19 protein-coding genes are annotated in these 24906 nt (G+C 61.6%); 7 read left to right on the top strand and 12 right to left on the bottom strand.

Annotated features, from left to right (window positions below; all coding sequences use genetic code 11):
- Window position 1: 1 nt before the first annotated feature.
- The 3 genes from EU811_RS09040 to EU811_RS09030 form a co-directional block, all read right to left on the bottom strand.
- The gene (locus tag EU811_RS09040; protein ID WP_142938146.1) at window positions 2-2950 is read right to left on the bottom strand and encodes a glycosyltransferase family 39 protein; all 2949 of its coding nucleotides are present in this window, start codon (window positions 2948-2950) and stop codon (window positions 2-4) included.
- A 124-nt stretch (window positions 2951-3074) separates the two neighbouring features.
- On the bottom strand, window positions 3075-4538 hold the full coding sequence (locus EU811_RS09035) for a glycosyltransferase family 4 protein (RefSeq protein ID WP_142938145.1): 1464 nt from the start codon (window positions 4536-4538) through the stop codon (window positions 3075-3077).
- Window positions 4535-5332: a glycosyltransferase gene (locus EU811_RS09030; RefSeq protein WP_142938144.1), complete on the bottom strand. Its 798-nt coding sequence runs from the start codon at window positions 5330-5332 to the stop codon at window positions 4535-4537. The genes EU811_RS09035 and EU811_RS09030 overlap by 4 nt, the downstream gene beginning before the upstream one ends.
- A 194-nt stretch (window positions 5333-5526) precedes the next feature.
- Between EU811_RS09030 and EU811_RS09025 the strand changes: the two genes are divergently transcribed.
- On the top strand, window positions 5527-7746 hold the full coding sequence (locus EU811_RS09025) for a S9 family peptidase (protein ID WP_142938143.1): 2220 nt from the start codon (window positions 5527-5529) through the stop codon (window positions 7744-7746).
- A gap of 60 nt (window positions 7747-7806) precedes the next feature.
- Here EU811_RS09025 and EU811_RS09020 read toward each other — a convergent pair whose 3' ends face one another.
- Window positions 7807-8616: a class I SAM-dependent methyltransferase gene (locus EU811_RS09020; RefSeq protein ID WP_142938142.1), complete on the bottom strand. Its 810-nt coding sequence runs from the start codon at window positions 8614-8616 to the stop codon at window positions 7807-7809.
- A gap of 19 nt (window positions 8617-8635) precedes the next feature.
- Window positions 8636-9019, bottom strand: a complete 384-nt coding sequence (locus EU811_RS09015) for a DUF7793 family protein (RefSeq protein ID WP_142938141.1) — start codon at window positions 9017-9019, stop codon at window positions 8636-8638.
- A gap of 218 nt (window positions 9020-9237) precedes the next feature.
- Here EU811_RS09015 and EU811_RS09010 point away from each other — a divergent pair, with 218 nt between their 5' ends.
- The gene (locus tag EU811_RS09010) at window positions 9238-10881 is read left to right on the top strand and encodes an ATP-binding protein (RefSeq protein ID WP_142938140.1); all 1644 of its coding nucleotides are present in this window, start codon (window positions 9238-9240) and stop codon (window positions 10879-10881) included.
- A gap of 168 nt (window positions 10882-11049) precedes the next feature.
- On the opposite strand, the gene EU811_RS23690 is transcribed toward EU811_RS09010, so the two are convergent.
- Window positions 11050-11220 carry a hypothetical protein gene (locus EU811_RS23690; protein ID WP_017199100.1) on the bottom strand — a complete coding sequence of 57 codons (171 nt, stop codon included), beginning with the start codon at window positions 11218-11220 and terminating at the stop codon, window positions 11050-11052.
- A 107-nt stretch (window positions 11221-11327) separates the two neighbouring features.
- Here EU811_RS23690 and EU811_RS09005 point away from each other — a divergent pair, with 107 nt between their 5' ends.
- The gene (locus EU811_RS09005; protein WP_142938139.1) at window positions 11328-12380 is read left to right on the top strand and encodes a hypothetical protein; all 1053 of its coding nucleotides are present in this window, start codon (window positions 11328-11330) and stop codon (window positions 12378-12380) included.
- Between the two features lie 2 nt (window positions 12381-12382).
- Window positions 12383-13936, top strand: coding sequence for a putative bifunctional diguanylate cyclase/phosphodiesterase (locus tag EU811_RS09000; RefSeq protein ID WP_142938138.1), 1554 nt, complete (start codon window positions 12383-12385; stop codon window positions 13934-13936).
- Here EU811_RS09000 and EU811_RS08995 read toward each other — a convergent pair.
- On the bottom strand, window positions 13929-14507 hold the full coding sequence (locus EU811_RS08995; protein ID WP_142938137.1) for a GNAT family N-acetyltransferase: 579 nt from the start codon (window positions 14505-14507) through the stop codon (window positions 13929-13931). The genes EU811_RS09000 and EU811_RS08995 overlap by 8 nt on opposite strands.
- 108 nt (window positions 14508-14615) lie before the next feature.
- Between EU811_RS08995 and EU811_RS08990 the strand changes: the two genes are divergently transcribed.
- Genes EU811_RS08990 through EU811_RS08980 form a run of 3 tightly spaced genes read left to right on the top strand, consistent with a single transcriptional unit; the run spans window position 14616 to window position 17071 of the window.
- Window positions 14616-15074 carry a hotdog fold thioesterase gene (locus tag EU811_RS08990; protein WP_142938136.1) on the top strand — a complete coding sequence of 153 codons (459 nt, stop codon included), beginning with the start codon at window positions 14616-14618 and terminating at the stop codon, window positions 15072-15074.
- Between the two features lie 7 nt (window positions 15075-15081).
- Window positions 15082-16431 carry a phenylacetate--CoA ligase PaaK gene (gene paaK / locus EU811_RS08985; RefSeq protein ID WP_142938135.1) on the top strand — a complete coding sequence of 450 codons (1350 nt, stop codon included), beginning with the start codon at window positions 15082-15084 and terminating at the stop codon, window positions 16429-16431.
- A gap of 37 nt (window positions 16432-16468) precedes the next feature.
- Window positions 16469-17071 carry a TetR/AcrR family transcriptional regulator gene (locus EU811_RS08980; RefSeq protein ID WP_062071921.1) on the top strand — a complete coding sequence of 201 codons (603 nt, stop codon included), beginning with the start codon at window positions 16469-16471 and terminating at the stop codon, window positions 17069-17071.
- Between the two features lie 242 nt (window positions 17072-17313).
- Here the strand turns inward: EU811_RS08980 and paaZ are convergent, their stop codons facing one another.
- The 5 genes from paaZ to EU811_RS08955 all read right to left on the bottom strand — a co-directional run bounded on the left by paaZ (window position 17314) and on the right by EU811_RS08955 (window position 24767).
- Window positions 17314-19413, bottom strand: coding sequence for a phenylacetic acid degradation bifunctional protein PaaZ (gene paaZ, locus EU811_RS08975; RefSeq protein ID WP_142938134.1), 2100 nt, complete (start codon window positions 19411-19413; stop codon window positions 17314-17316).
- 211 nt (window positions 19414-19624) lie between these two features.
- Entirely contained in the window at window positions 19625-21808 is a 2184-nt protein-coding gene (locus EU811_RS08970) for an MSCRAMM family protein (protein ID WP_142938133.1), read from the bottom strand.
- Between the two features lie 134 nt (window positions 21809-21942).
- On the bottom strand, window positions 21943-22956 hold the full coding sequence (locus EU811_RS08965; protein ID WP_238703353.1) for a glycosyltransferase family 2 protein: 1014 nt from the start codon (window positions 22954-22956) through the stop codon (window positions 21943-21945).
- Window positions 22949-23686, bottom strand: coding sequence for a tyrosine-protein phosphatase (locus EU811_RS08960; RefSeq protein ID WP_142938132.1), 738 nt, complete (start codon window positions 23684-23686; stop codon window positions 22949-22951). Before EU811_RS08960 ends, EU811_RS08965 begins: the two co-directional genes overlap by 8 nt.
- A 160-nt stretch (window positions 23687-23846) precedes the next feature.
- Window positions 23847-24767, bottom strand: coding sequence for an SGNH/GDSL hydrolase family protein (locus EU811_RS08955; RefSeq protein WP_142938131.1), 921 nt, complete (start codon window positions 24765-24767; stop codon window positions 23847-23849).
- Between the last annotated feature and the right edge of the window lie 139 nt (window positions 24768-24906).

Here is a 24906-nt window from a genome sequence, read left to right as displayed (position 1 = left end):
TCTATTTTTCCGTCCCGAATTCTTTCGAAGGCTCGCCGATGCCATCCGCAGCTGCTGCATCAAGGGCTGCGGGATCCACCAACCAGATAGTGGTTTCCCCATTGGTGGGGCCAGCCGTTGTGACCATGGGAGTCGCATGCTCCTTCAGCCAGGCCAGCATGGTGGGGTTTGCATAGCCGTAACCCTGGCTGGTGGGCTTGGACTGGGTGAGGATGTAACTCACGCCGTTCTGTTTCATCAATGGTGCGGAGGGCCATATCCCGAACCGGGAATCATGCATATACGCAAAGTGACCGGTGCTGTTGGTAACACTGATCCTGGCGTCGGCAGGAAGGTTGGCCTGGATCCAATCATTTGCCCGGACGAAGCCGTTATCCGGGGTTAGTGCCGTGCGAAGCCCCAAGATCACGGTCAGCACGACGTAGCAGACACTGATAACGGCCAGGGTTCGACGGGTTTTGGGGTACCTCTCCCGGATTTCCACCACCACCAGCACTGAACAAATGGCTCCGGCCACCATGACGCCGTAACCGTACTGTTCCTCAAAAGTGCCGAACACTGCGCTGTATACGCCCGCTGCACCGAGAGCCGCGCCGGCCAACCCCATGAGACGGCGGCCGGGGTGGTGGCTGAAGCACAAGAGCAAACCCACCACCGGGCAAAGACCCAACAAGAAATAGCTGGTCCCAAAATGCCCGCTCTGTTCGATGAGCCTGGACACGATGCTCGGCGAGCCCTCGGAAGTGAACCCGGTGGTCTTCTCCACGCCGGACATGCGCACCAGACCATTGCTCTTGGCCCACACCCAGCTTGGAAAGTGCCCGTGTGCGGCCACCACCACCAAATAGGCCACGTAAGGCAGAAAGCCAAAGCCCGTGACCATCAGACCCTTCCGCCAAGGGAACGACTTCTTCCACACCATTGCCGCAACCACCGGCGCCACCGTGCAGATCAAAAAGAAGTCCTTGCAAAGGATGGAATACCCCAGCAAGAGCCCAGCCGTTGCGAGCCTGAGGAAGGAAAACGGTTTGTGCTGCGAACCCCGGGGTGAGACCAGGAGCAGCAGCCCAGCCAGTCCCGGCACCATGGCCGTGGTTTCAAGGAATGCATGGCTGTTGTTCCGCAAAATAAACGGCTCGAACGCCAGCAGCACCGCCGTGAGCCAGGCGGCGGTAGGAGTTGCCAGTTTCCGGACCAGCAGGAAGCCAAGACCCACTGTTACAGCACCCATCACCGCATTGAGCCAACGTAACTGAAGCGTCACCTCAATGATCTGGCCGGTAATCCCAAAAATCTTCACCACCCCGGCTTCAAGGAGGAAGTACCCGGGCGGGTGGAGGAAGAAAGGCCCGTCCGGCAAAGTAGGGAACTCTCCGGCGGCCACGGACTCACCGAGCCGGACGTACAACATCTCGTCCACCCACAGCTCGAAGCCGCGCTCGAGGCCCAGGGCACGGACGCCGAACGCCACAACAACCACAGCGATGAATGCTGTCAGGTTGCTGGAACGCCCCCGGAGCCTCCACCCGCGCACAGGGCCAGGGGACAGCGGTTGAGGCTTGGCCCGGCGGCCTGAAGCCTTGCTGCGCCTGCCAACCTGAGGCCGTCGGGAAATCCTTAAGTCATTCCTGTGCGGCAAAATGCCGCGCTGGTAGGCAAGAACGGTGATGCCACTGATGGCGGCGACAGCAAACCAGACCAGGGGCTGCACCTGCCCGACGAATGCCAGGATCACGATCAGGACGCCGGCCAGGACCAGGAACGTGGCGGCACCACGTCCGGGGCGGGCCGCAACCAGGACAGGACGCGCCAAGATGGTGAGGACCACGCCAGCCATCACCGCGCCAACAGCCGAGCCAACGGCCATGCCCGTGACAGCGTTCAACTGCCAACCAATCCACAGCCCGCCAATCACCAGGGCACAGGCGCACGCCAGACCTATTTGGCAGCGGCGATAAGCGCGCATGGCAAGGAGGATGGTGGAAAGCACCATCAGGACGGCGTAGCCGAGGCCGGAAGCCGCCAGCCATGGCAGGAGGTGGAGCGAGCCGTGGTACTTCAGCGGAACAATCAGCCCGGACATCATGGGCGGAGCAGTAGCGATGATGGCGAAGGCCACCACCGCAAGCTGCCCGAAGGAGGCAAAGGAAGCACCAAGCACCTCGCCAGGCTTCACGCCGGAGGCGCGCAAAAGCGGGAATGCTACCAATGCCGTGCCCGCGGCCACATAGACAGGGCCCTTGGCGATGGTGGCGAGCGCTTGGAATCCGGCCGCGTCAACAGAGCCGTTATCCAGGAAGCCGACCACCACCACATCCACACCCACCAGCACGGACACCACACACAGGACCGACGCGATATCACTGGTTTCAGCCCATCGCCACTTCTGAAGCAACACCCGGGGACGCCAGCGGAGATCCTGATAGAAGCCCCACGGCACCACCAACGGTGCCAGGCAACCCACCACAAAGCCGAGGACCGCTCCCCCTGCGCCCCATGCCATCACAATGACCAGCAGGCTGAAGAGCAACCGCAGGACCACCTCGCCCATGGTGGACACGGCGTACCACGTGAAGCGCAGCTCCCCCTGAAGCCAACCGGCGGGCGCGTTCACCACGAAAATGGCAAAAGCGGCGAGAGCCACCGCAGCAGCCAGCTCCGGCGTAGCAATGGCTAGCGTCACGCTGCCTGTGATGGTGGCGGCGGCCAGTCCGGCCAGGCAGGACACGAACACCGAGAAGGCCACGCCGTCCTGCCGCTCCCGGGACCCCTGCCGGTGTACGGCCACCACATGTGACAGAGGCAGCGGCACCAGCGCGTTGGCAACGATTCCCACCACCCCAAGGATCATGGCGGCGGCCGCAAATTGTGTGTAGTCCGCTGTGCCCAGCATGTTGGCCATGAGCAGGGAACACGCATAGCTCACCACTCCCACGAGGCCGGCTGACACAGCAAGGAAGCCACTGTTTTGGGCTATGTTGACGTCCTGATGCGGAGTCCCCTTCCTACCTTCCGCCCTGGGTCTCAAGCTCACTATCGGGGTCATTGTCTGATCGGATACAACCACTGATCAGTTACCGTTGCCGACCATCGAGGGCATCGGCCGGGGCGAAGACACTCCCTGGCCCGGCAAGCAGGGTACCGTGTCCCGCGGAGTGGATCTCCGCGGAAACCACCCCGAGCCGTTTCATCGCAGCGGAGGCCTCGAATTCATCGCGGCCTTTCATGATGATGGATACGTTGCCGTCAGCCACTGCATACTCATCCGTCGGCCTCAGTGCTGCGGCGAAATGGGCATCGCCGAATTCCTCAAGCTGAACCGGTAATTCGAACTGAACCAGAGTGGAAAGATCCGAGTGGCGGGCCAGGGGGTCTCCGCCGTCCCGCTGCATCATGATTTCCTCCAACAGCACCCCGGTGAGCAGCTTGGTGCTGCGATCCCATGTAAAGCAACGGGCCCATTCACGGCACTCACCGGAGACGATGATGGCGGCCTCCGGCGCAGCCAACTCGGTCATTGCATCAACTATGGCGGCGCCAAAATCCTTGGGATTGTCCACCAGCCATCCGGTACGGCCATCCACCACGGAATCCCTGATACCCGGAACCCTCAAAGCCAAACAGGGCACTCCCCAGGCTGCTGCTTCAATCACCGAGCAACCCCAACCTTCGGAAGCGGACGTGGAAGCCGTCATCCAGGAGCGGCTCAGCAAAGCATCACGGACGTCGTTGGGTTGGTATCCGTGGAAGGTGACGGCGTGGACCAGGCCGAGGTCCATTGCCAGTTGCTGCAGCCGTGCCCGCTCCGGCCCGTCACCGACGATGTCCATGCGCAGGTGCGGAAGCTTCCGCGCCGCAACAGCAAACTGGCCCAGCAGGAGGTCCAACCGTTTGTGGGGCACCAAGCGGCTCACGACGGCGATGGTGGGCTCAGCGGCCCGCGTGGAAACAGCCGGCGGGATACCGATGGTACCGTTCGGCACCACATGGATGGGGGCCGAGAATCCGAGCTTCCGCAATTCCATGCGCGTGGAAGGGGATACTGCCACCATTGCTCGCTGCCCATAGACCGTCTTGGCGCCGGTGCTTTCGAGAAAGCGGCCCACGGCGGCCATGGGCGGAGAAAACCGGGTGCGGAACTGATCCTGGTGAACGTGGTGGACCAGCTGGACGATCGGGATGTCTCTGCGCAGGAACAACGGAGAGAAGAACGGGATTCCGTTTTGGCAATCCACCACAGCATCGAACCGTCCGTTGGTGCGCAGGAGCCTCAGTGCTGCCTGTCCATAAAGGGAGAGCGCTCCGCCGCCGCGCAGAACGCGAATGCCGTCAATGATCTCCTCGGCCGCCTGACCGGCATCGCGCCCCGTGAACCACGTGACACGAACTCCGCTGTTCACCCATCGGCGTGAGATTTCATGCATGTACTGCTCGGCACCGCCGGCCTGGGAGTGCATGACGTCGCGCCAATTCAGAACCAACACGTGCTTTCCAGCGAGCATGGTGGGTGAACTCATGTCAGTTGGGGAGTCCGTCATGATGCTGCTTTCTGAAGTTGGATCACCGAGGCAAAGCTGGCAACTCCGTCCTGGAAGGGGCGGAACGTGGACTCTGCCCCATCGGTCCATGCCACGGGCAGTTCCACAATGCCGGCGTCGTTGTCCTGAAGCCTGAGGAGCAGTTCAACATCGAAGGCAAATCCGGTACTGCGGCACTGCACCATGGCAGCCGTGAGCGCGTCACGTTCAAAAAACTTGAACCCGCACTGGGTGTCCTGGATGCCTTTGACCTTTGACTTGGTCAGTGCCCGGAAAGCCGTGCCACCCATTCGGCGCCCAAGGTGTTGCGGCACAACAAGGGTGGAACCCGGGGCGTAGCGGGAGGCGATCACCGCCGCCGCGCCGCCGGCAAGGTAAGACATGGCCAATGTGAGCGTTTCCAAAGGAGTGGCGAGGTCGGCGTCAAAGAAACCCGTGTACTTGGACGTCCCGCTCAGGAGGCCGCGCCGGACAGCCGCCCCCTTACCGCGACGGGAGCAGCCCACCAGCGAGATAGGCACAGAGTCTCCCTTCTCCCGGGAGATCCGGCGGACAACCGAAGCGGTGTCGTCCACACTGCCGTTATCAACCACCACAACGCGCGAAGACCATGGCTGAACTGCCAGGAAATCCACGGTTTGAGTCAGGGTGCCGGAGATCCTTGAGGCCTCGTTGTAAGCCGGGATAATGACTTCGAGATCTACGTAGGAGCGACGCAAAGAGTCTGGATGCCGCTTTGCCTGAAAACTTTCCCTCCTGCCGATCTGAACACTATGCGCGTGAAGCGGAACCATTTGAATCTCCAATATCCGGGAACGGGGGCGTAAATCGTGCTCGCACTATGGAGTGTTGCCACCAGGCAAGTCATGACGCTGGTCCGGCGTGTTGTGCTCCAAGTCATGGGCCACTCTCACAATTCGCCCGCACCCCGGCCGCTCTGAGCGAAATTGCTGGTTCTGTGTCAGAGCCCGTCTATAGAGTGGGCCACATGAGCCACACTTCTTCCGTCCCTGCCGCTGCCAAGGAAACTACACTCCAGCCTCCTGTCGCCCAGCAGATTCCCACCCGCCGCGAACATCACGGCGATGTCTTCGTGGACAACTATGAGTGGCTCAGGGACAAGGAATCAGCCGAGGTTGTTGACCACCTCAAAGCAGAGAACGCCTACCAGGAAGCGGTCACGGCGCACCAGGAGCCACTGCGGGAGGCCATGTTCCAGGAGATCAAAGGCCGGACCCAGGAAACGGATCTCTCCGTACCCAGCCGCAAGGATGGCTGGTGGTACTACAGCCGTTCGGTGGAGGGCAAGGAGTACAGCATCCAGTGCCGTGTGCTGGCCGACAACACCGGCGATCCTGTGGCGGACTGGACTCCCCCGGCAGTTGACGCAGGCGTCGCGCTTCCCGGTGAGGAGGTACTCCTGGACGGCAATATCGAGGCAGAAGGCCAGCCGTTCTTCAGCGTCGGCGGTGCCGCCGTGACCGTCGACGGCAACCTGTACGCCTACGCGGTGGACAACTCCGGAGACGAACGCTTCACCTTGCGGATCAAGGATCTACGCACTGGCGAGCTCCTTCCGGACATCATCGAGGACATCTTCTACGGGGTTGCTTTCTCCCCGGACGGAACCCGCCTTTTCTACACGGTTGTGGATGATTCGTGGCGGCCCTACCAGGTGAAGGCACACCGGCTGGGTACGCCTGTGGCCGAGGATGAAGTCATCTATCAGGAGGACGACGTCGCCATGTGGCTCGGCTTCGACCTCTCCTCCGACCGCCGGCACTTGGTGCTGAGCGTCGGCTGCTCCGAGTTCAGCGAAACGCGGCTGCTCCGCTTCGAGGACTACGACGCCGGACTCACCACCGTCATCTCCCGCGACCACAAGGTTCTCTACGAGGCTGAGCCCTTCCTGCTGGACGGCAAGGAAACACTGCTCCTCACCCACAACAAAGACGCCATCAACTCGATGGTGAGCCTGGTGGACCCTGCCAACCTCACCAAGCCGCTGGCTGAGCAGGACTGGCGCACCGTCGTCGAGCACTCCGACGCCGTTCGTGTCAACGGCGCGGGAGTGACGTCCACCCACCTGGTGTTGTCCGTCCGCAAGGACACCATTGAGCGCGTGCAGGTGATCCCGCTGGCAGGCTTGGGCACGGCGGCTCAGGGGACGCCCGTGGAGCCTGCCTTCGATGAAGAGCTCTACACTGCAGGTGTTGCCGGCTCTGATTACGAAGCCCCGGTGATCCGCATGGGTTATACCTCGTACTTCACGCCGTCCCGCGTCTACGACTTCGTCCTGCCGACAGCCGAACAGCCCCGTGGCGAGTTGCTGCTCCGCAAGGAAAGCCCTGTGTTGGGTGGCTACTCGGCAGCGGATTACGTCGCCACCCGCCAATGGGCAACGGCCGACGACGGCACCCAGGTCCCGCTGTCAGTGCTTCGTCACGCGTCGGTCAAGCAGGATGGCACAGCCGCAGGGTTGGTATACGGCTATGGCTCGTACGAAATGAGCATGGATCCCGGCTTCGGCGTGGCCCGCTTGTCCCTTCTGGACCGCGGAATCGTCATGGTTATTGCCCACATCCGCGGGGGCGGTGAACTGGGACGCACATGGTATGAGGATGGCAAGAAGTTCACCAAGAAGAACACGTTCACCGACTTCATTGCGGCCACGGACTGGCTGGCAGGCTCCGGCTGGGTTGATCCTTCGCGTATTGCTGCAATGGGTGGATCCGCCGGCGGACTGCTCATGGGTGCGGTGGCCAACATGGCGCCGGAGAAGTACGCTGCCGTGGTGGCGCAGGTACCGTTCGTGGATGCTCTGACCACCATCCTGGACCCTGAGCTTCCGCTGTCAGCCCTGGAGTGGGAGGAATGGGGCAACCCCATCACGGACCCCGAGGCCTACGCGTACATGAAGTCCTACACTCCGTACGAGAATGTGAAGGCTGCGGCCTACCCCAAGATCGCTGCCGTGACGTCCTTCAACGACACCAGGGTGCTGTACGTTGAACCGGCCAAGTGGGTGCAGGCACTGCGCTCCGCATCCACCGGTTCCGAGCCGATCGTCATGAAGATCGAAATGGATGGTGGCCACGGCGGCGCATCGGGCCGGTACGTTCAGTGGCGCGAGCGGGCTTGGGATTACGCATTCATCGCCGATTCCCTCGGTGCCCCGGAGCTGCTCCCCGGGGCCGGACTCAAATAAGAGTTTTAGTACAGCTGATGCCCTCATGAAGCCTGTCCAGGGGCATCAGCTGCACTAACCTCAGCGTTGGCGTGCCCTGAGCAGTGCGTAGTAGCCAGGGATGAGATCCGGAGACGTTGGGTTGCTCAACGGGCGTGTCTCGATGCTCGCTGAACCGTCCCGCACGAGGTTCCAATCCGCCGTCGGGAAGGCCTTTGCCCGTTGCGTAGCACCGAAGCGGCCAGGCATAGGCAGTCCCCGGATGGCTCCCTCAAGCGGAGCCGGAATGAATTTCCGTGTGGCCCCGAGGTGGCTGACATAGTCCACGGGGGTGCCCGGGAAGTTGGTCTCGGCCAGGAAAACGCCACCGCGGGCCCCGACGACGGGCAGCAGGTTTGCGGCCAAAGCGGCCTGGCCATTGCGGTCCAGTACGTGCAGAACACCTCGGATGAACACGTTTGCGTTTCCCGTCCAGCCCGCAGCTTCAAGGGCCTTTCCCACCGTCTGCGCAGCGTCAGGTGCCGTCATGTCGCACACGGCGAACGACGCCGTCGTGATTCCTGCTGCTTCCTGCCGTGCGCGGTCCACTGCGTTGGCGGAGTAGTCGAGCCCCAATGCGTGCGGGAAATGCTGGGCCAGTAGCCGGGTGAAACTGCCGTTCCCGCACCCAACATCCACTATGGGGATCGTAGGATCCAACAGCTGCAGGTGGGGAAGATAGCTGTTCAATTCATGAGCGCTTCCCGAGTCCCACAGGACATCGCCGGCGGCACCGGTGGAACGGATTCTGCCCCAATACTGGTCCCAGGCCGTGAGCGGATCCTTGGGGGCGGCCGAGGAAAGCCTGATGAGCCGGGGTATCAGCAGGTACTTTCGGAGAGCGGAGATCATGCTCCAAATATATGGGGCGCTATGCCTCCACCAGCCACTCCAACGCTTCTGTTTCGGACGTGAAGAACTTGGTAGGGCATGGCGGCTTCATGATGCCCAGGAAGAAATTGGCAATAACCCTGTCCACCGGGGATGAACCCCAGAGAGCGATCCGGGACGCCTGGCAGGGTTTGGCAAAAACTGATCGGGCACCCCTGGTGACATCGTCCGTTGTTGCCATGTCAACAATCATGGGGTGCCTGTCCGTTCCGCAGAGTTCGTTGACCTTGTCCATGGCCCTCTGCGCGTCCCGTTCCTGGATCCGGGCGCCACGCGGCCATGTCAGGCGCAGTATCCCTGGCTGTTCGAGCTCCAATTCGAACATCACTTCCTGGTGGTCTTGCGGTGTAGCTGGGTAGTCCACAATTCTCCTCGCACATTCAAGGCAGCTGCAGGGAAACCCGGAATGGATCGCCCCTCGCTCATTCCCTCAAGGCTGTCTAATCCCGGAGCCAAAGTAAAGGTGTGACCCGCGACTCAAAAGCTCATTTCCGGTTGGGCGGCCGCTGGCCGCGATGCCGCTGATAGTGTGTTGCCAAATCCTGAAATAATGCGCACCAGTGGTGGAACGGAAGGGGCTCAGTGGGCGAGACCGTTGCCGGGGAACAGCATGCCTCGCGTTCGGCAGTCGTAGCGGACTCCAACCATGACCGCATGGCGGCCACTACATCCGCGCTACACGCCGCGGGTTTCCAGGTTTTTTCTGCCAAGGATTCTGCGTCCATGGCCCACCACCTTCAACAGCAACACCCCTCGGTGGTGGTGGCGGAGAACGCTCTCGCTCATGGACTGGGCATCCTTGGAGCTCCCGTGCTGCTCCTTCTTGATGAGCAGGAGTCCGTGGACCTTGAAGAAGTGGAGTCCTGGCGCGTAGCGGACTACGTCATCAACCCCCCGCGTCCAGGGGAACTGGTCCACCGGGTGGAGACCCTGATTGGCCGGGCACGGGAACGCTCACGTTCCCGGGGCGAAGTCGAAGCGCTGCGGGAAAGCCTCCGCAACGTCTCTTCGGCAATCCGGCAGACCAACGATCCGCAACTCATCGCAGAGCACGTGGTTCGAGGATTTGGTGAGGCCTTGGACGTGGACCACGTCTGGTTCGCCACTTTCCGTGATGAACGGGTACCCAGTATCCGGGCACAATGGAACCGGCCCGGTCTGCCGCTCCTGCCCGCCAAGTTAGGCGAGAGCGGGGACATCATCACCCAGACGGCCAACAAGCTATGGTCCGACGCCGATGTCCTGGCTGTGGAGGACCACCGCGAATTCCCCGACTCGGAAATCGCAAAGGCACTGAGGGGATGGTCCGGAGAGCTCAAGCCGGTCTCCACTGTGCTGCTCCCCGTGGGCGAAGGCGCCTCCGCCATGGGAATCATCCTCTTGTCCACGGTGAAGGAGCGGCACGACTGGACCCGCCCGGAAATCGCCTTGATGCAGCACGTCGCCGGAAACGTAGCCCACGGGCTCATCCAAGGCCACCTCATCAGCGCCCAACAGCGCGTCCTGCACCAGCTAAGGCAGCTCGATAAGGCCAAGACTGACTTCCTGGCCACCGTAAACCATGAACTGCGGACGCCCCTGACGTCCATCACCGCCTACTTGGACATGATCCAGGACGGTTCCGGCGGCCCGGTTCCCGACGGCATCAGGAAAATGCTGGAAGTCATTGCCCGGAACTCAAACCGCCTGCGCAGGCTCATTGAGGACATGCTCACCGTCTCCATGCAGGACGGCAGCAACTTGGACCTCAAACCGGTTGATATAGACAAACTCCTCCAAGTGGTGGTGGCAACGCTCCGTCCCCTGGCCGAATCCCGCCACGTTTCCGTGTCCTTCACGGAGGCCGCCGAGGACATTGAGGTCACGGCAGACGAAGCCAAGCTGGAACAGGTGTTCACGAACATCGTGGCCAACGCCATCAAGTTCACCCCCGAGGGCGGCCGCGTTGGCATCACCAGCGCCATGTCCGCGTTCGAGGATGGCGGCCCCGCAGCCCTCGTCCGGATAGCGGACAACGGCCTTGGCATCCCTGAGCACGACCTCCCCCACATCCTGACCAGGTTCTACCGCGCTTCCAACGCCACCTCAGCGGCAGTGCCGGGGAGCGGACTGGGGCTGGCAATCGCCAATGACATCATCAGCCGTCACATGGGACGTATGGCCTTCGACTCCATCCTTGGGTCCGGGACCACGGTGTCGGTGGAGTTGCCGGTGGGCGGGCCGTAGTTGTGAATTGCGAGCCAGCGGCTGTGACATCCGAGTCAACGCGGGGCCCAAAAAATTTGGGCTCCCGTCACTAATAGTCGACATCCGGCGAAACAAAACTGATGCCCCGGGCAGCAGCCCGGGGCATCAATTCAGCTAATGAGGCCTTGAGAGGCGCTCCCCCAATGTTTAGTTCGGCCACCAACCGATGCTGGTGGTGTTCGTCTTACCTGTGGTGGTGCTGTTCGGCCACCAGCCAATTGCCGTGCTGTCCTGCGTAGGCTCGGCATTGGCCGGGGCAGCGAAACCGGTGACTGCCAGAACCGCCGCCATGAGCAGGGTTGCCGCAAATTTTTTCATCCGCTATGCCCTTTCGTACTGATGCGAATTTGTTGACCGTGACTTGAATAAAGTCACGGGGCAAACTATACGAGCTTTTCTTCCGCAATGACATGGATAATGGGCATATGCAAAGTCCACACCTGGCCCCCCACCTTGTTGCCGGACTCAATGCACGCGCCAAATGGAAGGTGCGGGACTTTGACGAGGCCTTCAGTCTGGCTGCAGAGGCTGCCGAACTGGCCCGCGACGCCGGCGACGAAACCGCTTGGTGGAACATGCGCTACTTGCAGGCGGAGTGCCTGCGCGATCAAGGAAGCATCGAAGAATATCTGGCACTGGCCATCACACTGAATGAGCACAGTCTTACCGCTACCTCCCCCGAGCTCGGGGCCAAGGCTGGAACGATGGTGGCCATTGGGTTGCAAGGCCTAGGCCGGCTTGCCGAAGCTGCAACCGTGGCAGCAGACGCGGCAAAACTCGCTGCCGCGGACCCCGATCTCCTCTACGTCCAGGTCCTGGCCCAGCGCGCCCTGATCGCGGCCTTGGCGGAGAGCCGGCTGCTGGATGATGCATGGCGGGAATGTCTTGTCCTGGAGACCTTGATTACCGACGACGTTGATGAAGACACAGCGGGCAAGGGTTATTGGGTGATCGGTAACGTTGCTTTTCTGGCGGACCGGGTAGCGGATGGGGGCCGGTACCACGATCTGGCCGCCGAAAGGCTTTCACCGTCCAAAGATGTTGATTTGTGGGCACGTTTCAACCGCGCTTCAGCCGAAATGCGCCTGCAGGCAAAACTCGGTGACGCGGCCACACTTCGCTGCATTGAGCGGGCAGAACTGGCTACCGACATTGTGGGTGGATCCGAGCGGGACCACCTGGAAATGTCCTTGGTCCGCGCTCATTGGAATTACCTGGCCGGTGATATGCATGAAGCTTTGGCCATCCTGGAACCGCTGTGTGCCCGCTCCTCTATTTTGGCTACGCAAACATCCGCCGAAGCGCATTTTCTTTTTGGGCGGACTTTGCTGGAATCACAACGACTTGAAGAAAGCCTCACGGCATTCGAAGAAGCAGCCATACTCTTCGAACAGGCCGCCTTGCCGGAGCGCAGCGCAGCCGTCCGCGAACACCTTCGGCAAAGTGTCAGTCGCCGGGGCGGGCCACACGGGGAGTGAGCATGCCTGACGCAGAATCGTACTCCGCGAACGACCCCCGCTTGGGGCTACTTCTTGAGGGCATTGTGAGGTTGGCCGCGGGTGACCTGCACACCAGGATTGAAGTATCCGATGCCCGGGACGAAATTGACGCCGTGATCATGGGGACCAACCTCTTGGCCGAAGACCTGCAGATCGTCTACGAAGAACTCGAGCAAAGGGTGCAGGCCCGCACACGGCAGCTCAATGAAGCCCATCTGGCAATGCAGCGGATGGCAATGACCGATCCCCTGACAGGCTTGAGCAACCGCTCCGCTTTCGCCAACGCCCTGAGCGAGGCCCAGGCTCATGGCGTGCTGGGCAACCAACGGCCCGCAATCCTGTTGCTGGACATGGACGGGTTCAAAGCCATCAACGATTCCCTGGGGCACACCATCGGTGACAAGGTCCTGGAAACAGTAGCCACGCGTATCAGCGGCGCGGTTCGCGAACAGGACATGGTGGCGCGCATGGGCGGCGACGAGTTCGCTGTCCTGCTTCCCGGCGTGACGCCTTCGGAGGCCAGCGCCATCGGCAGCCGTATCCTCACCGCTGTGGCGGATGTGATGGAGATTGAGGGCCAACACCTTCGCTGCGGGGTCAGCATGGGTCTTCGAATGGCCGATCCTGGCCATCGTGCGGAGGAACTCATGATGGAAGCGGACATTGCCATGTACGAGTCCAAGGCCAACGGACGCGGCAAGCTCAAGGTGTTCGAACCTGACATGCTGCTTGCCCGGCAAATGCGGAATCAGATGGTGGGCGAACTCAAAGAGGCGATCGCCGGTTCTCAGTTGGTGCTCTATTACCAGCCGATCATCAGGCTGGACACCCGCGGGATTGAGGGCGTGGAAGCCTTGGTCCGGTGGAACCACCCCACCCGTGGGATCATCATGCCCGACGAGTTCATCCCCATTGCCGAGGAAACGGGCATGATTTCCGATCTGGGCGGCTGGGTGCTCCGCACCGCCGTCGAGCAGTTGAAACAATGGCGCAGCGACCCCCTGACCTCGGCCCACGACTTCAGCATGCGCATCAATGTTTCAGCGGCGGACCTGCAGCGGCTGGAGTTCATTGAGGACGTACGCGAGGCCCTCTCTTCAGCCGGACTGGACCCGTCGCTGCTGGTCCTGGAGCTGACCGAAAGTGCTGTTATTCAAGGCAACGACCTGGACCGTTACACGCTCAACAGCCTCCGGCGCCTCGGAGTGGGGTTGGAAATCGACGACTTCGGCACGGGCTACTCCTCCATCAGTTACTTGCGCCAACTGCCCGTGGACACGGTCAAAGTGGACCGGACGCTCCTTTCGGCCTTGGGCAGCGACCCCGCGCAACCGGCTCTCCTGGCTGCTGTCCTGCAATTGATCCGCGCCTGCGGACTGGCGGCAGTGTGGGAAGGCATCGAAAGCGCTGAGCAAGCGGAGTATCTGCTGAGCATCGGTTGCACCAGCGGCCAGGGATACTATTTCAGCCGTCCGCTGCCTGAGGCGCAGTTGACCGAACAACTGAAGCACCACAAGACCTGGCCCGTCAGCTGATGGTCCGCGTCCAAGGGTGGTGCCGGGTGCGCCATTCGGAGTCCAGGATCGCGTAGATGTTCTCCGTGGCCCACTTGCCCTTGTAGTGCCAGTTGTCCACCAGAGTTGCTTCAAGCCGCATACCCAGGCGTTTGGCGACGCCGGCAGATCCTTCATTGAGGGCATCCAGCTTGGCATCCACGCGGTGGAATGACAGTTTCTCAAAAGCCAGCCTCAGCACGGCCTCCGCTGCCTCAGTGGCGATTCCGTGGCCCTGGGCATCAGGGTGGAGGATCCAGCCCAGCTCAGCTTGCCCGGTTCCTTCAAGCCACTTCAGCACAACCTCGCCCATCAGACCCGGATGGTCCTGGCGCTCGATGGCAAGGCACACCCAGTCCCCTTCCTGCTGGAACTCGAAGTTCGCGTAGCGGCCAAGGACTTCCATGGACTTGGTTTTGCTCAGCTCGTTACGTAGGAGGAACCGCGCAGTTTGGGGAAGGGACTGGTATCCATGGAACCGCTCAAGGTCCTCGGCCTCGAAGCGCCGCAGGATGAGTCGATCGGTGGTGATGGGAAGCTCAATTTCGGGCATGCTTCCGAGGCTACTAGGTGCAGGCGATTCGTGGTCCAGCCTTGACACGTGGCGCGATCTGGGATTACCTAATGAACATTCGGTAAATAAAGCTGGAGGCAATGACGCATGGTTGAAACAACCCTCTCCGGTGCACAGCACCACATCCTGACGAACGACTACGCGTCTGAATGGATGGGCATTGAGGTCCTCAAACTCGACGACGGCCACGCCACCATCCGCATGCACCTCCGTCAGGAAATGCTCAACGGATTCGGCATGGCCCACGGCGGAATGATCTTCGCCTTCGGTGACACAGCCTTCGCCCTGGCCTGCAACCCGGCCAACCCCACGCCCAAGCAAGCCGCCAACATCACGGTGGCGTCCGGCGTCGACATCAACTTCATCAAGCCCGCGTTCCAAGGCCAGGTGATCACCGCCGTCGCCAACCGCCGTGCGAGCACCGGCCGAAGCGGCCTCTACGACATCCAGATCTACGCGACCAACGCCGACGCCGCCCCCGACACCGAGCCCGGAGAACTCATTGCTGAGTTCCGTGGCCGCAGCCGCACCATCTCCAAGAAGTAGGAATCCCATGACGCAGAACACCGTGGCCGCACCCGCAGCTTCCTCCTCCAAGGAGGCCGACGCCGTGCTGGACCGTGAAGAGACCATCTCCCGCGACGAACTCGAGGCCCTGCAGCTCACGCGCCTCCAGCACACGGTGGCGTACGCCTACGATCGCGTGCCGCTGTACAAACGGAAGTTCGATGAGGCCGGCGTGCACCCCTCGGACCTCCGCGAGCTCAGCGACCTTGGAAAATTCCCGTACACCACCAAGGAAGACCTCCGCCTGGAGTACCCCTTTGGCATGTTCGCCGTCCCGCAGGACCAAGTGGCACGCATCCACGCCAGCTCCGGAACCACCGGCCGGCCCACCGTTGTTGGCTACACCAAGAACGACCTCGCCAACTGGGCAACCCTGGTGGCCCGTTCCTTCCGCGCCTCCGGTGTCCGCCCCGGCATGAAGGTCCACAACGCCTACGGCTACGGCCTGTTCACCGGCGGCCTCGGCGCGCACGCAGGCGCTGAAGCGCTCGGCTGCACCGTCATTCCCATCTCCGGAGGCCAGACCGAACGCCAGATCCAGCTCATCCAGGACTTCAAGCCGGACGCCATCCTGGCCACACCCACATACCTGCTGACCATCGCCGATGCCATGCTGCACCAAGGCATCGACCTCACGTCAACGTCGCTCAAGTACGCCGTTCTGGGCGCCGAACCGTGGACTGAAGAGATGCGCCACGAGCTGGAAACCACCATGAACATCAAGGCCTCGGACATCTACGGTCTCTCCGAAGTCATGGGCCCTGGCGTGGCCGGCGAAGCTGTTGAGACGCAGGACGGCTGCCACATCTGGGAGGATCACTTCCGCCCGGAAATCATCGATCCGTTCGACCACTCCACAGTCCTGGCCGACGGCGAACCCGGCGAGCTCGTCTTCACTTCCCTCACCAAGGAAGCGCTGCCGATCATCCGCTACCGCACCAAGGACCTCACCCGCCTGCTCCCCGGAACCGCACGTCCCGCGCACCGCCGCATGGGCCGCATCACCGGCCGCAGCGACGACATGATCATCCTTCGCGGCGTGAACCTGTTCCCGTCACAGATCGAGGAAATCGCGCTCCGCATCCCGGAGCTCAGCCCGCACTTCCAGCTGGAAATCACCCGCCCCGAAGGCAAGCGCATGGATTCGCTGACCGTCAAGATCGAGCGCCGCGAGAACGTCCCGTCCGAGGCAGGCACGACGGCGGCACACACCTTGCGCGAACAGATCAAGATTCACGTTGGGTCATCTTGCGTAGTAGACGTTGTAGAGCCCGGTTCCCTGGAACGGTCCAACGGCAAGCTTCGCCGGATCTACGACATGCGACCCAAGGGCTGAGCACCTTCCGCCACTGAGATCGTGAGAAAATGCCAGCATGCCTACTGAGACCACCACCAAGCGCGGACGGCCCGGTTATGACCAGCAGTCGGTGCTCCGCATCGCCGTCGACGTCTTCAACCGCCACGGGTACGACGCAACGTCCATGGGCATCCTGGCTGAGAACCTCGGGATCTCAAAGTCAGCCATTTACCACCACGTGCCGTCCAAGGGCGATCTGCTGAAGCTCGCCCTGGACCACGCGTTGGGTGGCCTGGAAGCCATCCTGGAGGAGCCGTCCGCTACATCCGGGCCTGCTGATGCGCGGCTGGAGTTCGTGCTTCGCCAGACCATTGCCGTGCTGGTGGACCGGTTGCCGTTCGTGACCCTGCTCCTGCGTTTGAGGGGCAACACGGAGATCGAGCGCAACGCCCTGGAACGCCGCCGCGCCTTCGACCACAAAGTGGCCGAGCTGATTGCCGCTGCCCGGGAAGACGGCTCCCTGCGCCAGGACATTGATCCGCGCACCGTCACACGCCTGCTGTTCGGCACCATCAACTCGATCGTGGAGTGGTACAAGCCCGGCGGCTCGCTGTCCCCGGAGAAGCTCGCCGACGACGTGATCACCATGGCCTTCGACGGCCTCCACACGGCCGCCTAACGCTCTCTCACATCCCACCCCCTCTCGACCATCCCTCTCTCACATCCCACGGTGGCGGGCGTGACGAAGCCCTGTGCCGCCGTCGTCGTGAAATTCGTATCGGCCGCCCTCGTCCTGAACGACAAAGCGCCTTTCCACATCTGAGTGGAAAGGCGTTTTGCTGTTTGTTGCAGGAGGGACCCGCCCAAACCCGAGGGATGTGAGAGAGGGACCCGCTCAAACCCGAGGGATGTGCGAGAGGGTTACTTCTCCACGAGGGTCAGGACATCGTAGGTGGCCACGATTTCGTCGTTCTGGTTGGTCAGGACGGCGTCCCAGGCTACCTCTCCGTATTCGTCGGTCTCACGAGGCGTGATCTTCTTGGCTGTCAGCGTGACCCGAATGGAGTCGCCGGCGGCAACAGGGGTGATGAAGCGAAGGTTCTCCAGGCCATAGTTGGCCAGCACGGGACCCGGAGCGGGCTCAACGAAGAGTCCGGCAGCCCAGCTCAGCAGCAGGTAGCCGTGGGCCACGATGCCGGGGAAGAACGGGTTGGCTTCTGCGGCTTCCTCGTTGGTGTGCGCGTAAAACGTGTCACCAGTGGAGTTGGCGAAGGCAGTGATGTCTTCGAGAGTGACCTCACGGAGTTCCGAACGCACGGCATCACCGATCCGCAACGTGGACAGGTGCTTCCGGAAGGGGTGCTCGCCTTCGGTCTCCACGGTGAAGTTCCGGTCAGCGCCGGTGTGCCAAAGACCGGTAACTGCGGTCAGCATGTTCGGTGATCCCTGAATGGCTGTGCGCTGCATGTGGTGCATGACAGAGCGGATACCGCCAAGCTCCTCACCGCCGCCGGCACGCCCGGGGCCGCCGTGGACCAAGTGCGGGACCGGGGATCCGTGGCCCGTGGATGACCGGGCGTCTTCACGGTTGAGCATGTGGACGCGTCCGTGGTGGGCAGCGATGCCGAGCACCAGCTCCCGAGCAACAGCGGGATCGTTGGTGCAGACCGATGCCACCAATGAGCCGGAACCACGGGCTGCCAAGCGAATGGCGTCGGAAAGATCCGAGTACCCGATCACTGAGGAAACCGGCCCGAAGGCCTCCAACGAGTGCACCTCTTCGGCTTCGGCGTCTGCCCAGCTCAGGAGCACCGGCGACATGAATGCGCCGTCTTCCACCACGCCTACGGTGCCGCCCACGGAGGTGACCGACGGCGAATCGAGAGATCCGTACGCCAGCTCACCGCCGGCGTCGAGCATTGATTGAACGGCGGCGCGGACATCCGCGAGCTGTTCCAGCGACGCCAAGGCGCCCATGGTGACGCCCTCGGCGCGGGGATCGCCAACCACGACGCGCTCGTTGATGCGCGCGCCGATGGCGGCTGCGACGTCGGACGTCAGCTCCTGCGGGACGATGACGCGTCGGATGGCCGTGCACTTCTGGCCCGCCTTGACGGTCATCTCAGTGACAACTGCCTTGATGAAAGCGTCGAACTCGGGGGTGCCCGGAACGGCGTCTGGTCCGAGGATTGCGGCGTTCAGGGAGTCGGTTTCGGACGTGAAACGGACGCCGCCCTGGACCACATTCTTGTGGCCCTTCAGCGAGTTGGCAGTGGATGCCGAGCCCGTGAAGGAGACGAGGTCACGGTAGTCGAGCTCGTCCAGGATGGTGCGGGCGGAACCGGAAATCAACTGGAGCGAACCTGCGGGCAGGATGCCGGACTCGACGATTGCCTTGACCGCTGCGGCGGCAACGTAGCCCGTGGGCGTTGCCGGCTTCACGATGGTGGGGACACCGGCCAGGAACGCGGGAGCGAACTTCTCCAGCATGCCCCAGACCGGGAAGTTGAACGCGTTGATTTGGACGGCAACGCCGGGAATCCGGGTGTAGATGTGTTCGGCGACGAACGATCCGTCCTTGGACAGCGTCTCCATGGGACCGTCCACCACAACCTGCGAGTTGGGCAGTTCGCGCCGTCCCTTGGAGCCGAACGTGAAGAGCACGCCGATGCCGCCGTCAATGTCGATCATGTTGTCGATCTTGGTGGCACCGCTCTGCGAAGAGGATTCATAGAGCTCTTCGCGACGGCCGTTGAGGTACATGGCCAGCTCTTTGAGCTTGAGCGCGCGCTGGTGGAACGTCAGCTTGCCAAGTTCCGTTTGGCCGGTGGTGCGGCCGTGATTGACGACGGCGGCAAGGTCCAGTCCGTCGGTGCTGACGTTGGCCAGGACCTCTCCGGTGCTGGCATCACGGACCGGGACTCTCTTGGCATCGGGTGCCGGCGTCCACCAGGCATCCTGGACGTAGCTGGGAACGGTTGCAACGGCTGTGGTTTCCGGGGCGACTGCGGTAGTGGTCATCGTCGACGGGTCCTTCCAAGGCACGTGAAATCGGCACGGTCATTGCTGACTGGAGCCAACATTACTGACCGGCCGTTCGGTAATATATACAGGGTACATGAATGCCCGGTGGAGTACAGCAGGAATTTCTTATGCTCGCCCCGGATACGGCGAAGGGCCGGCCTCCATAGCGGGAGACCGACCCTTCGCATTGCTGGCACACGCAGTATGGCTACGAGGATCCGAACTTGGTGTTGTAGCGGAACATGAACGCTGCCATGGCATCACGGTTCACCGGGAGCAAAGGCTTGAACGCCTTGCCACCCCCTTCGGCCCAACCCGTGGAAATGCCCTGAGCTGCGAGCCAGGTGATCTCCTTGTAGAACTGGGCGCCGACGGGGACATCGTTGAAAGGCGACGTCACCGGCGCAATGAACTCGGGCTCACCAGCCAAGCGGTACATGAACGCCGCCATGGCGTCACGATTCACGGGCTGCAACGGCCGGTAGGTCCTGGTCTTGTCAGCCTCTTCCCAGCCGGTAGAAATCCCGTTGTCGGCAAGCCACGTGATCTCTTTGTAGAACTGCGCCGTCACCGGCAGGTCTTTGAAAGGGGAAACGTTGGGTGCCGTGAAGTCGGGTTTGCCCGACAACCGGTACATAAACGCAGCCATGGCATCACGGTTGACAGGAGTTAGCGGCTTATAAATCCTCGTCCCGTTGGACTCCCACCCCGTGGATATCTGTTTGTCAGCCAACCACTGCATTTCATTCTCAAACTGTGCGCCGATCGGGACATCATCAAAGCCCTGGACGCCCTGCGAAGCGGCGGCGTAGCTCAATGTTCCGACGTCGGTGTTTTGCCCTGCGAACGCGGAAACGGACCGGGCACTGACCTCCGTGAGAACATTGCCGGAGTAGATGGGGCCCGACTCACCGGCAGGTGTAGCCGACACGAAATAGAGCCCTGTACTGAGCCCGGTCACTTTGAATGCCCCATCAGCTGCCGTTGTCCCGCGACGGGCGACCAGAAGACCATCCTTGCTGTAAACCCGAACTGATGCATCCTTCAAAGGCGCGCCGTTGGCACCCATAAGTTTGCCCGTCAGGGTTCCTCCGACGCGTCTCACTTGGTTAATATTCGAGACGGTTTGACCCGGAGCAACAGTAATTGCGGCGGCACTTCCCAGACCGGCACTTTCGGGCACAGCATTGTAATACTGCCCTTCCTGAGCGGTCCGGTAAGTGTCATGGGTGTAGCGATTAAATTGGACCTTGTAAGTCCCCGGAAACAGCCCGCTGACCGCGTATTCCTCCGGTTTGAGCAACCTGACCGTGTTGACGTATTCTGCGAGCGAGCCGTCAAGGTTGACCACGTCCACACTTTGATAGTTGACGTCACCTGCCGTAAAGCCCCTGATCGTTGCCCCTTTTACTGCTGTGTCCGATAGTCCACTGAGATGCTGCGCATTCCCAACAGTTACGGATGGTGATGCAGCCGGTCCGGCAACACCGCCGTGCCACATGGACGCAAAAGTGGCCTCATCGGGACGGAATTCAAGTTTGTAGGTTCCCGCCTCAAGTCCTCCGATGGTGTAAGACCCACCTTTAACGGCGGCGTATCCTGCCATCTTTCCGAGGTCACCGATCGGCTTTGCGAAAACGGTGCCGCCGAACGGTACGGGGCTCGATAGGGTCCCTGAAATCAATGCGGACTTCCTCAAGACCTGATTTATGCCGGTAGTTGTCTGCCCATCAACAACCTTGACCCTTGTGGCCAAGTCTCCGTTGGGGACTCCCGGATAGTGCGTCTCAATAAAAGGTTCGGAGCCAAAAGCTTGCGTAAATGAGACAACATATTCACCAGGGGCCAAAGGACCAAGCTCGAAGTTACCCTCGGCATCGGAGGGATATGACCAATCGCTGTCTGCTTGATAGTCATTGTGAACCTTGGCATGTACGAAGACATTTCCGGCGTTGGTACCTGCCGGCATGACCACTCTTCCCTTGATTCTGCCACCTGGGGTCATCGTGTGATTGATTCCCGTGACCGCCGCACCCTGTGCCACCGCGATCTTTGTTGCGTCAGCAAATTTGAAACTACCGTAGTAGGAATGGATGACCAGATGATCGTAGGCAAAATTCACGAAGCGCAGCCGATACTCGCCCGCTGCTAGTCCTGAGACAGTAAACTGACCGCTGGCATTCGGCCGAGCGCTCGCAGAGGTCGGACCGCCTTCGGCATAGATGTAGACCGCGGTAACATCCACACCGGCGGGCACCGCGACAGTTCCGGAAATGCTCCCCGCGGGCGCGGCTGAAGCTGGGGATGCGAGCCCGACGGGGAGTGTACCCAAAATGAGTGCTACTAAGAGTGTGAGTGCGAGCCGAAAACGGCCGCGAGAATAACCCCTCATGGGTCCCCCATATTTATGCGAACGAAAGGGCCGCTTAATCAGCAGCCCTTCCGAGATCATAGGGCCTCAGGCACAGCACAGTCGATAGTCGAGGCTCACATGACACATCGAGCGAAGAACGCTTGCATGACCGTTTAGCTCCGGCGGAGCATCTTCCTCACCAACAGCATGGGCTTCTTCAGGAACTCACCCACACTGGTCCGCACCACCACGGTCTGGTTCAGCGCTTCGAGGCGTTCCAGAATGTGATCGAGTTTGGCTGCGGACTCATCCAAGCGGCGCTGCTGGGTAACGATGAGTTCCTCCTGCTCTGACAGCACCCGAGTCAGGTACAACATGGCTCCAAGTCCGCCCTGCGCGGCCTGGTCGCGGAGGTAGTCGTCACGGACCAAGGCATCGTATTGGGCGTGTTCGGCAACCTTCGCGAAGATGCTGTTGCTGTGATGACCATCGGATTGGGGCCGCTGCGACCAGAAGGCGAGCGGTTCGCCGTCGAGAAATCCGATGCGCGAGTGGCTCAGGACGCGGAGGTGGAATTCCCAGTCCCCCACCACCGGCAGGTTCTCGTTGTAGTAGCCCACATGATCGTGAAGGTTTCGCCGGTACAGGAAAGAAATGGGGACCGCACGGTTGATCTTGAGCATGTCTGCCAGCGTTATCTGCCGCATGTCAGCCCAGAAGATCTCACGGCGAATGGGCTCGATCTTACCGTCAGCAAGCTCTTCAATGACGATTTCCGTCCGCACCATCACGCCGCTTTCGGCAGCGTGCGCAGGATCGTCGAGGTAGGCCACTGTGCGGGCCAGGAACTCGGGAGCCCAGAAGTCGTCGTCGTCATGAATCACCACGAATTCGCCGGAACCGGCCTTGAGTCCAGCGTTCGATGCCCCTTCCATGCCAGCTGACTCTGTGTGGTGAAGAGTGGTAATGCGGGACCGTTCGGCTTCCGAACGCTGGGCGGTGAGATGGTCGACGTCGCCCGGGTCGCCGCCGTCGTTAACAATCACCAGCTCAAAGTCCTGGAACGTCTGGGCGAAGATGTCGTCCAAAGCCCGAGCCAGGAAGATGGGTCGGTTCTTGGTTCGCGTCACGATAGTGACGCGGGCGCCGGAAGTCATTTCTGGTCCGTCCGTTTCGGAATTAGTCAACTCTCCATTTTAGCAGCGGAGGTACACCCAGCTTGGCCCGGACGGCGTCCAGCTCCCTGTCCGAGACGCCGTTGGCCTTCAGGAACCCGATGACGTCCAACGTGGCAAGAAAGGCCCGCAGACTGTTCCGACGATCGGTCAGCATCGCCTCCAGGTCTTCGTGGGACAGGTAGGGATCGTGGGCGTGCGGCGCCCCGTGCGTACGATGCCGCTCATTGATCCCCCGCGCTGCAAGTACGTATCCGTGCATGATCTCCTCATCGTCGGCGCCGGCCAATCGTTGCAACATCACCGCGATCATGCCGCTGCGGTCCCTGCCCGCGGAGCAATGAACCACCACTTTGCCGGGCGAGGCGGCAATAGCCTTGAAGACTGCAGCGATTCTGTCCGCGAACAGTTCGAGGTAATCGCCATACTGGGCGGGATCTTTGAGGTACGGGCCGAAAAGTTCGCTGAAATCCTGATGGTCCGGATCTTCCGTCGGGCAATGCACGACGGCGATACGCGCCTTCGCCTCGTCAGGCACCTGGGGGTCGGTGTCGCGTTGCCGCCGCTCGCGCGAGGCGCGGAGATCGATCACGGTGCGGACGCCGTCGTCGTACATTTGCTGCCAACCGGACTCGGTGACCCATTCGTGGCGACCCATACGGTAAATGTCCCCCGCGATTCGCCAAGCGTTGACGGCGCCGTCCCACTGGACGCTCTGGTGAGCTGAAGTAGTCCCTTCCATAGGAGCCAGCTAAGCACATCGGCGCCATGGGGTGGGATGTGAGAGACGGTCGCGGGAAAGCACGCGGGATGTGAGAGACGGTCGCGGGAAAGCACGAGGGGGTGGCTCTCGGCGTCATAGCCTTCGATGACCGCCGAGAGCTCGCCCCCTAACGAATGGGCTATTGCTTGGCCAGCTGCGCGGGTTTCACCGCGGAGATGAGTGCTGAGGCATAGGCCTGGTGCCCCGCCACGTTTGGATGGAAGTTTGCGTCCGGAAGACGATCGAACGGGGCCACGGGAACGGGGACCAACACAATCCAAGGATCTGCGGAGTTGACGGCGTGTCCACCGAAGCGCTTGGTGACGTCGACGAAGACCACGTTCTTCCCGCTGAGTTGTACGGCTGCTGCGATGGCCTTGTTCAAATCATCAACGGCACTATTGGCCATCACCTGGTTAGCGACAGGGACAACGGTTACGCCCGGGATAACCAGATCACCCTGGCTCGGATCAAAGAGGCGAGGATAGCCCATCACGGCAATCGTCGCGTTGGGAGCCGCCGCACGGATGAGCCCGTACGTACCCGCAAGTGCAGTAGTAACAGAGCCGAGGTTGGCGCGGATCCCCGCAACCGTGCCCGCGCACGTGGCGGTGTCCGGTGAAGCGCAGGCCTGCAAAGCAAGAAGGCTTCCGGCATCTATGGCGCCGGCCGTAATGCTCACGAGCTCGGCTTTTTGGAGGTCAGCCTGGCCAGAGAAAATCTGCTCAACAACGGTTGGAGCGCCGTTGTAGAACGGGCTCGGATTCAGCGGATCAAAGGACAGTAAAGCACCATGGCAGGCTAAATTGCTCAGCAAATCCACGCGACCGGAAGCCGCCACAACGTCTACATATCCGGGTTCGCTTTGCCAACAAACCGCGTCCCGATACAGTCCGCCCGCCCCGGTCCCCGCCGTATACGAGTCCCCGAGCGCAACGTAGTCGACCGGTGGCGGTGGAGCGGCCGTCGCTGGACTGGCAACGAAGCCTAAACAAAGTGCCACAATGGCGAGCCCGCCTGCAAAAGCCGCGTGCCGCCGTCGTCCTTGATGAGTTGCCATGGTGAATCCCCTTTTTTACCGCTCGATGGGGCTCCGGTCCCGCATGTGCGGAAGTCGCGGCTCGCCCACCATTCGGCCGTGTACCGGGGCAATGTGTTGGCAAGATTACGCCTAAGGGTGTGCAGGGGAAAGACCTTGA

It is taken from the genome of Arthrobacter sp. TS-15 (genome assembly GCF_006964045.1).
Classification (GTDB): Bacteria; Actinomycetota; Actinomycetes; order Actinomycetales; family Micrococcaceae; genus Arthrobacter.
The sequence above is the reverse complement of the archived record's forward strand: the minus strand, read 5'-3'. Positions and strand labels throughout refer to the sequence as shown.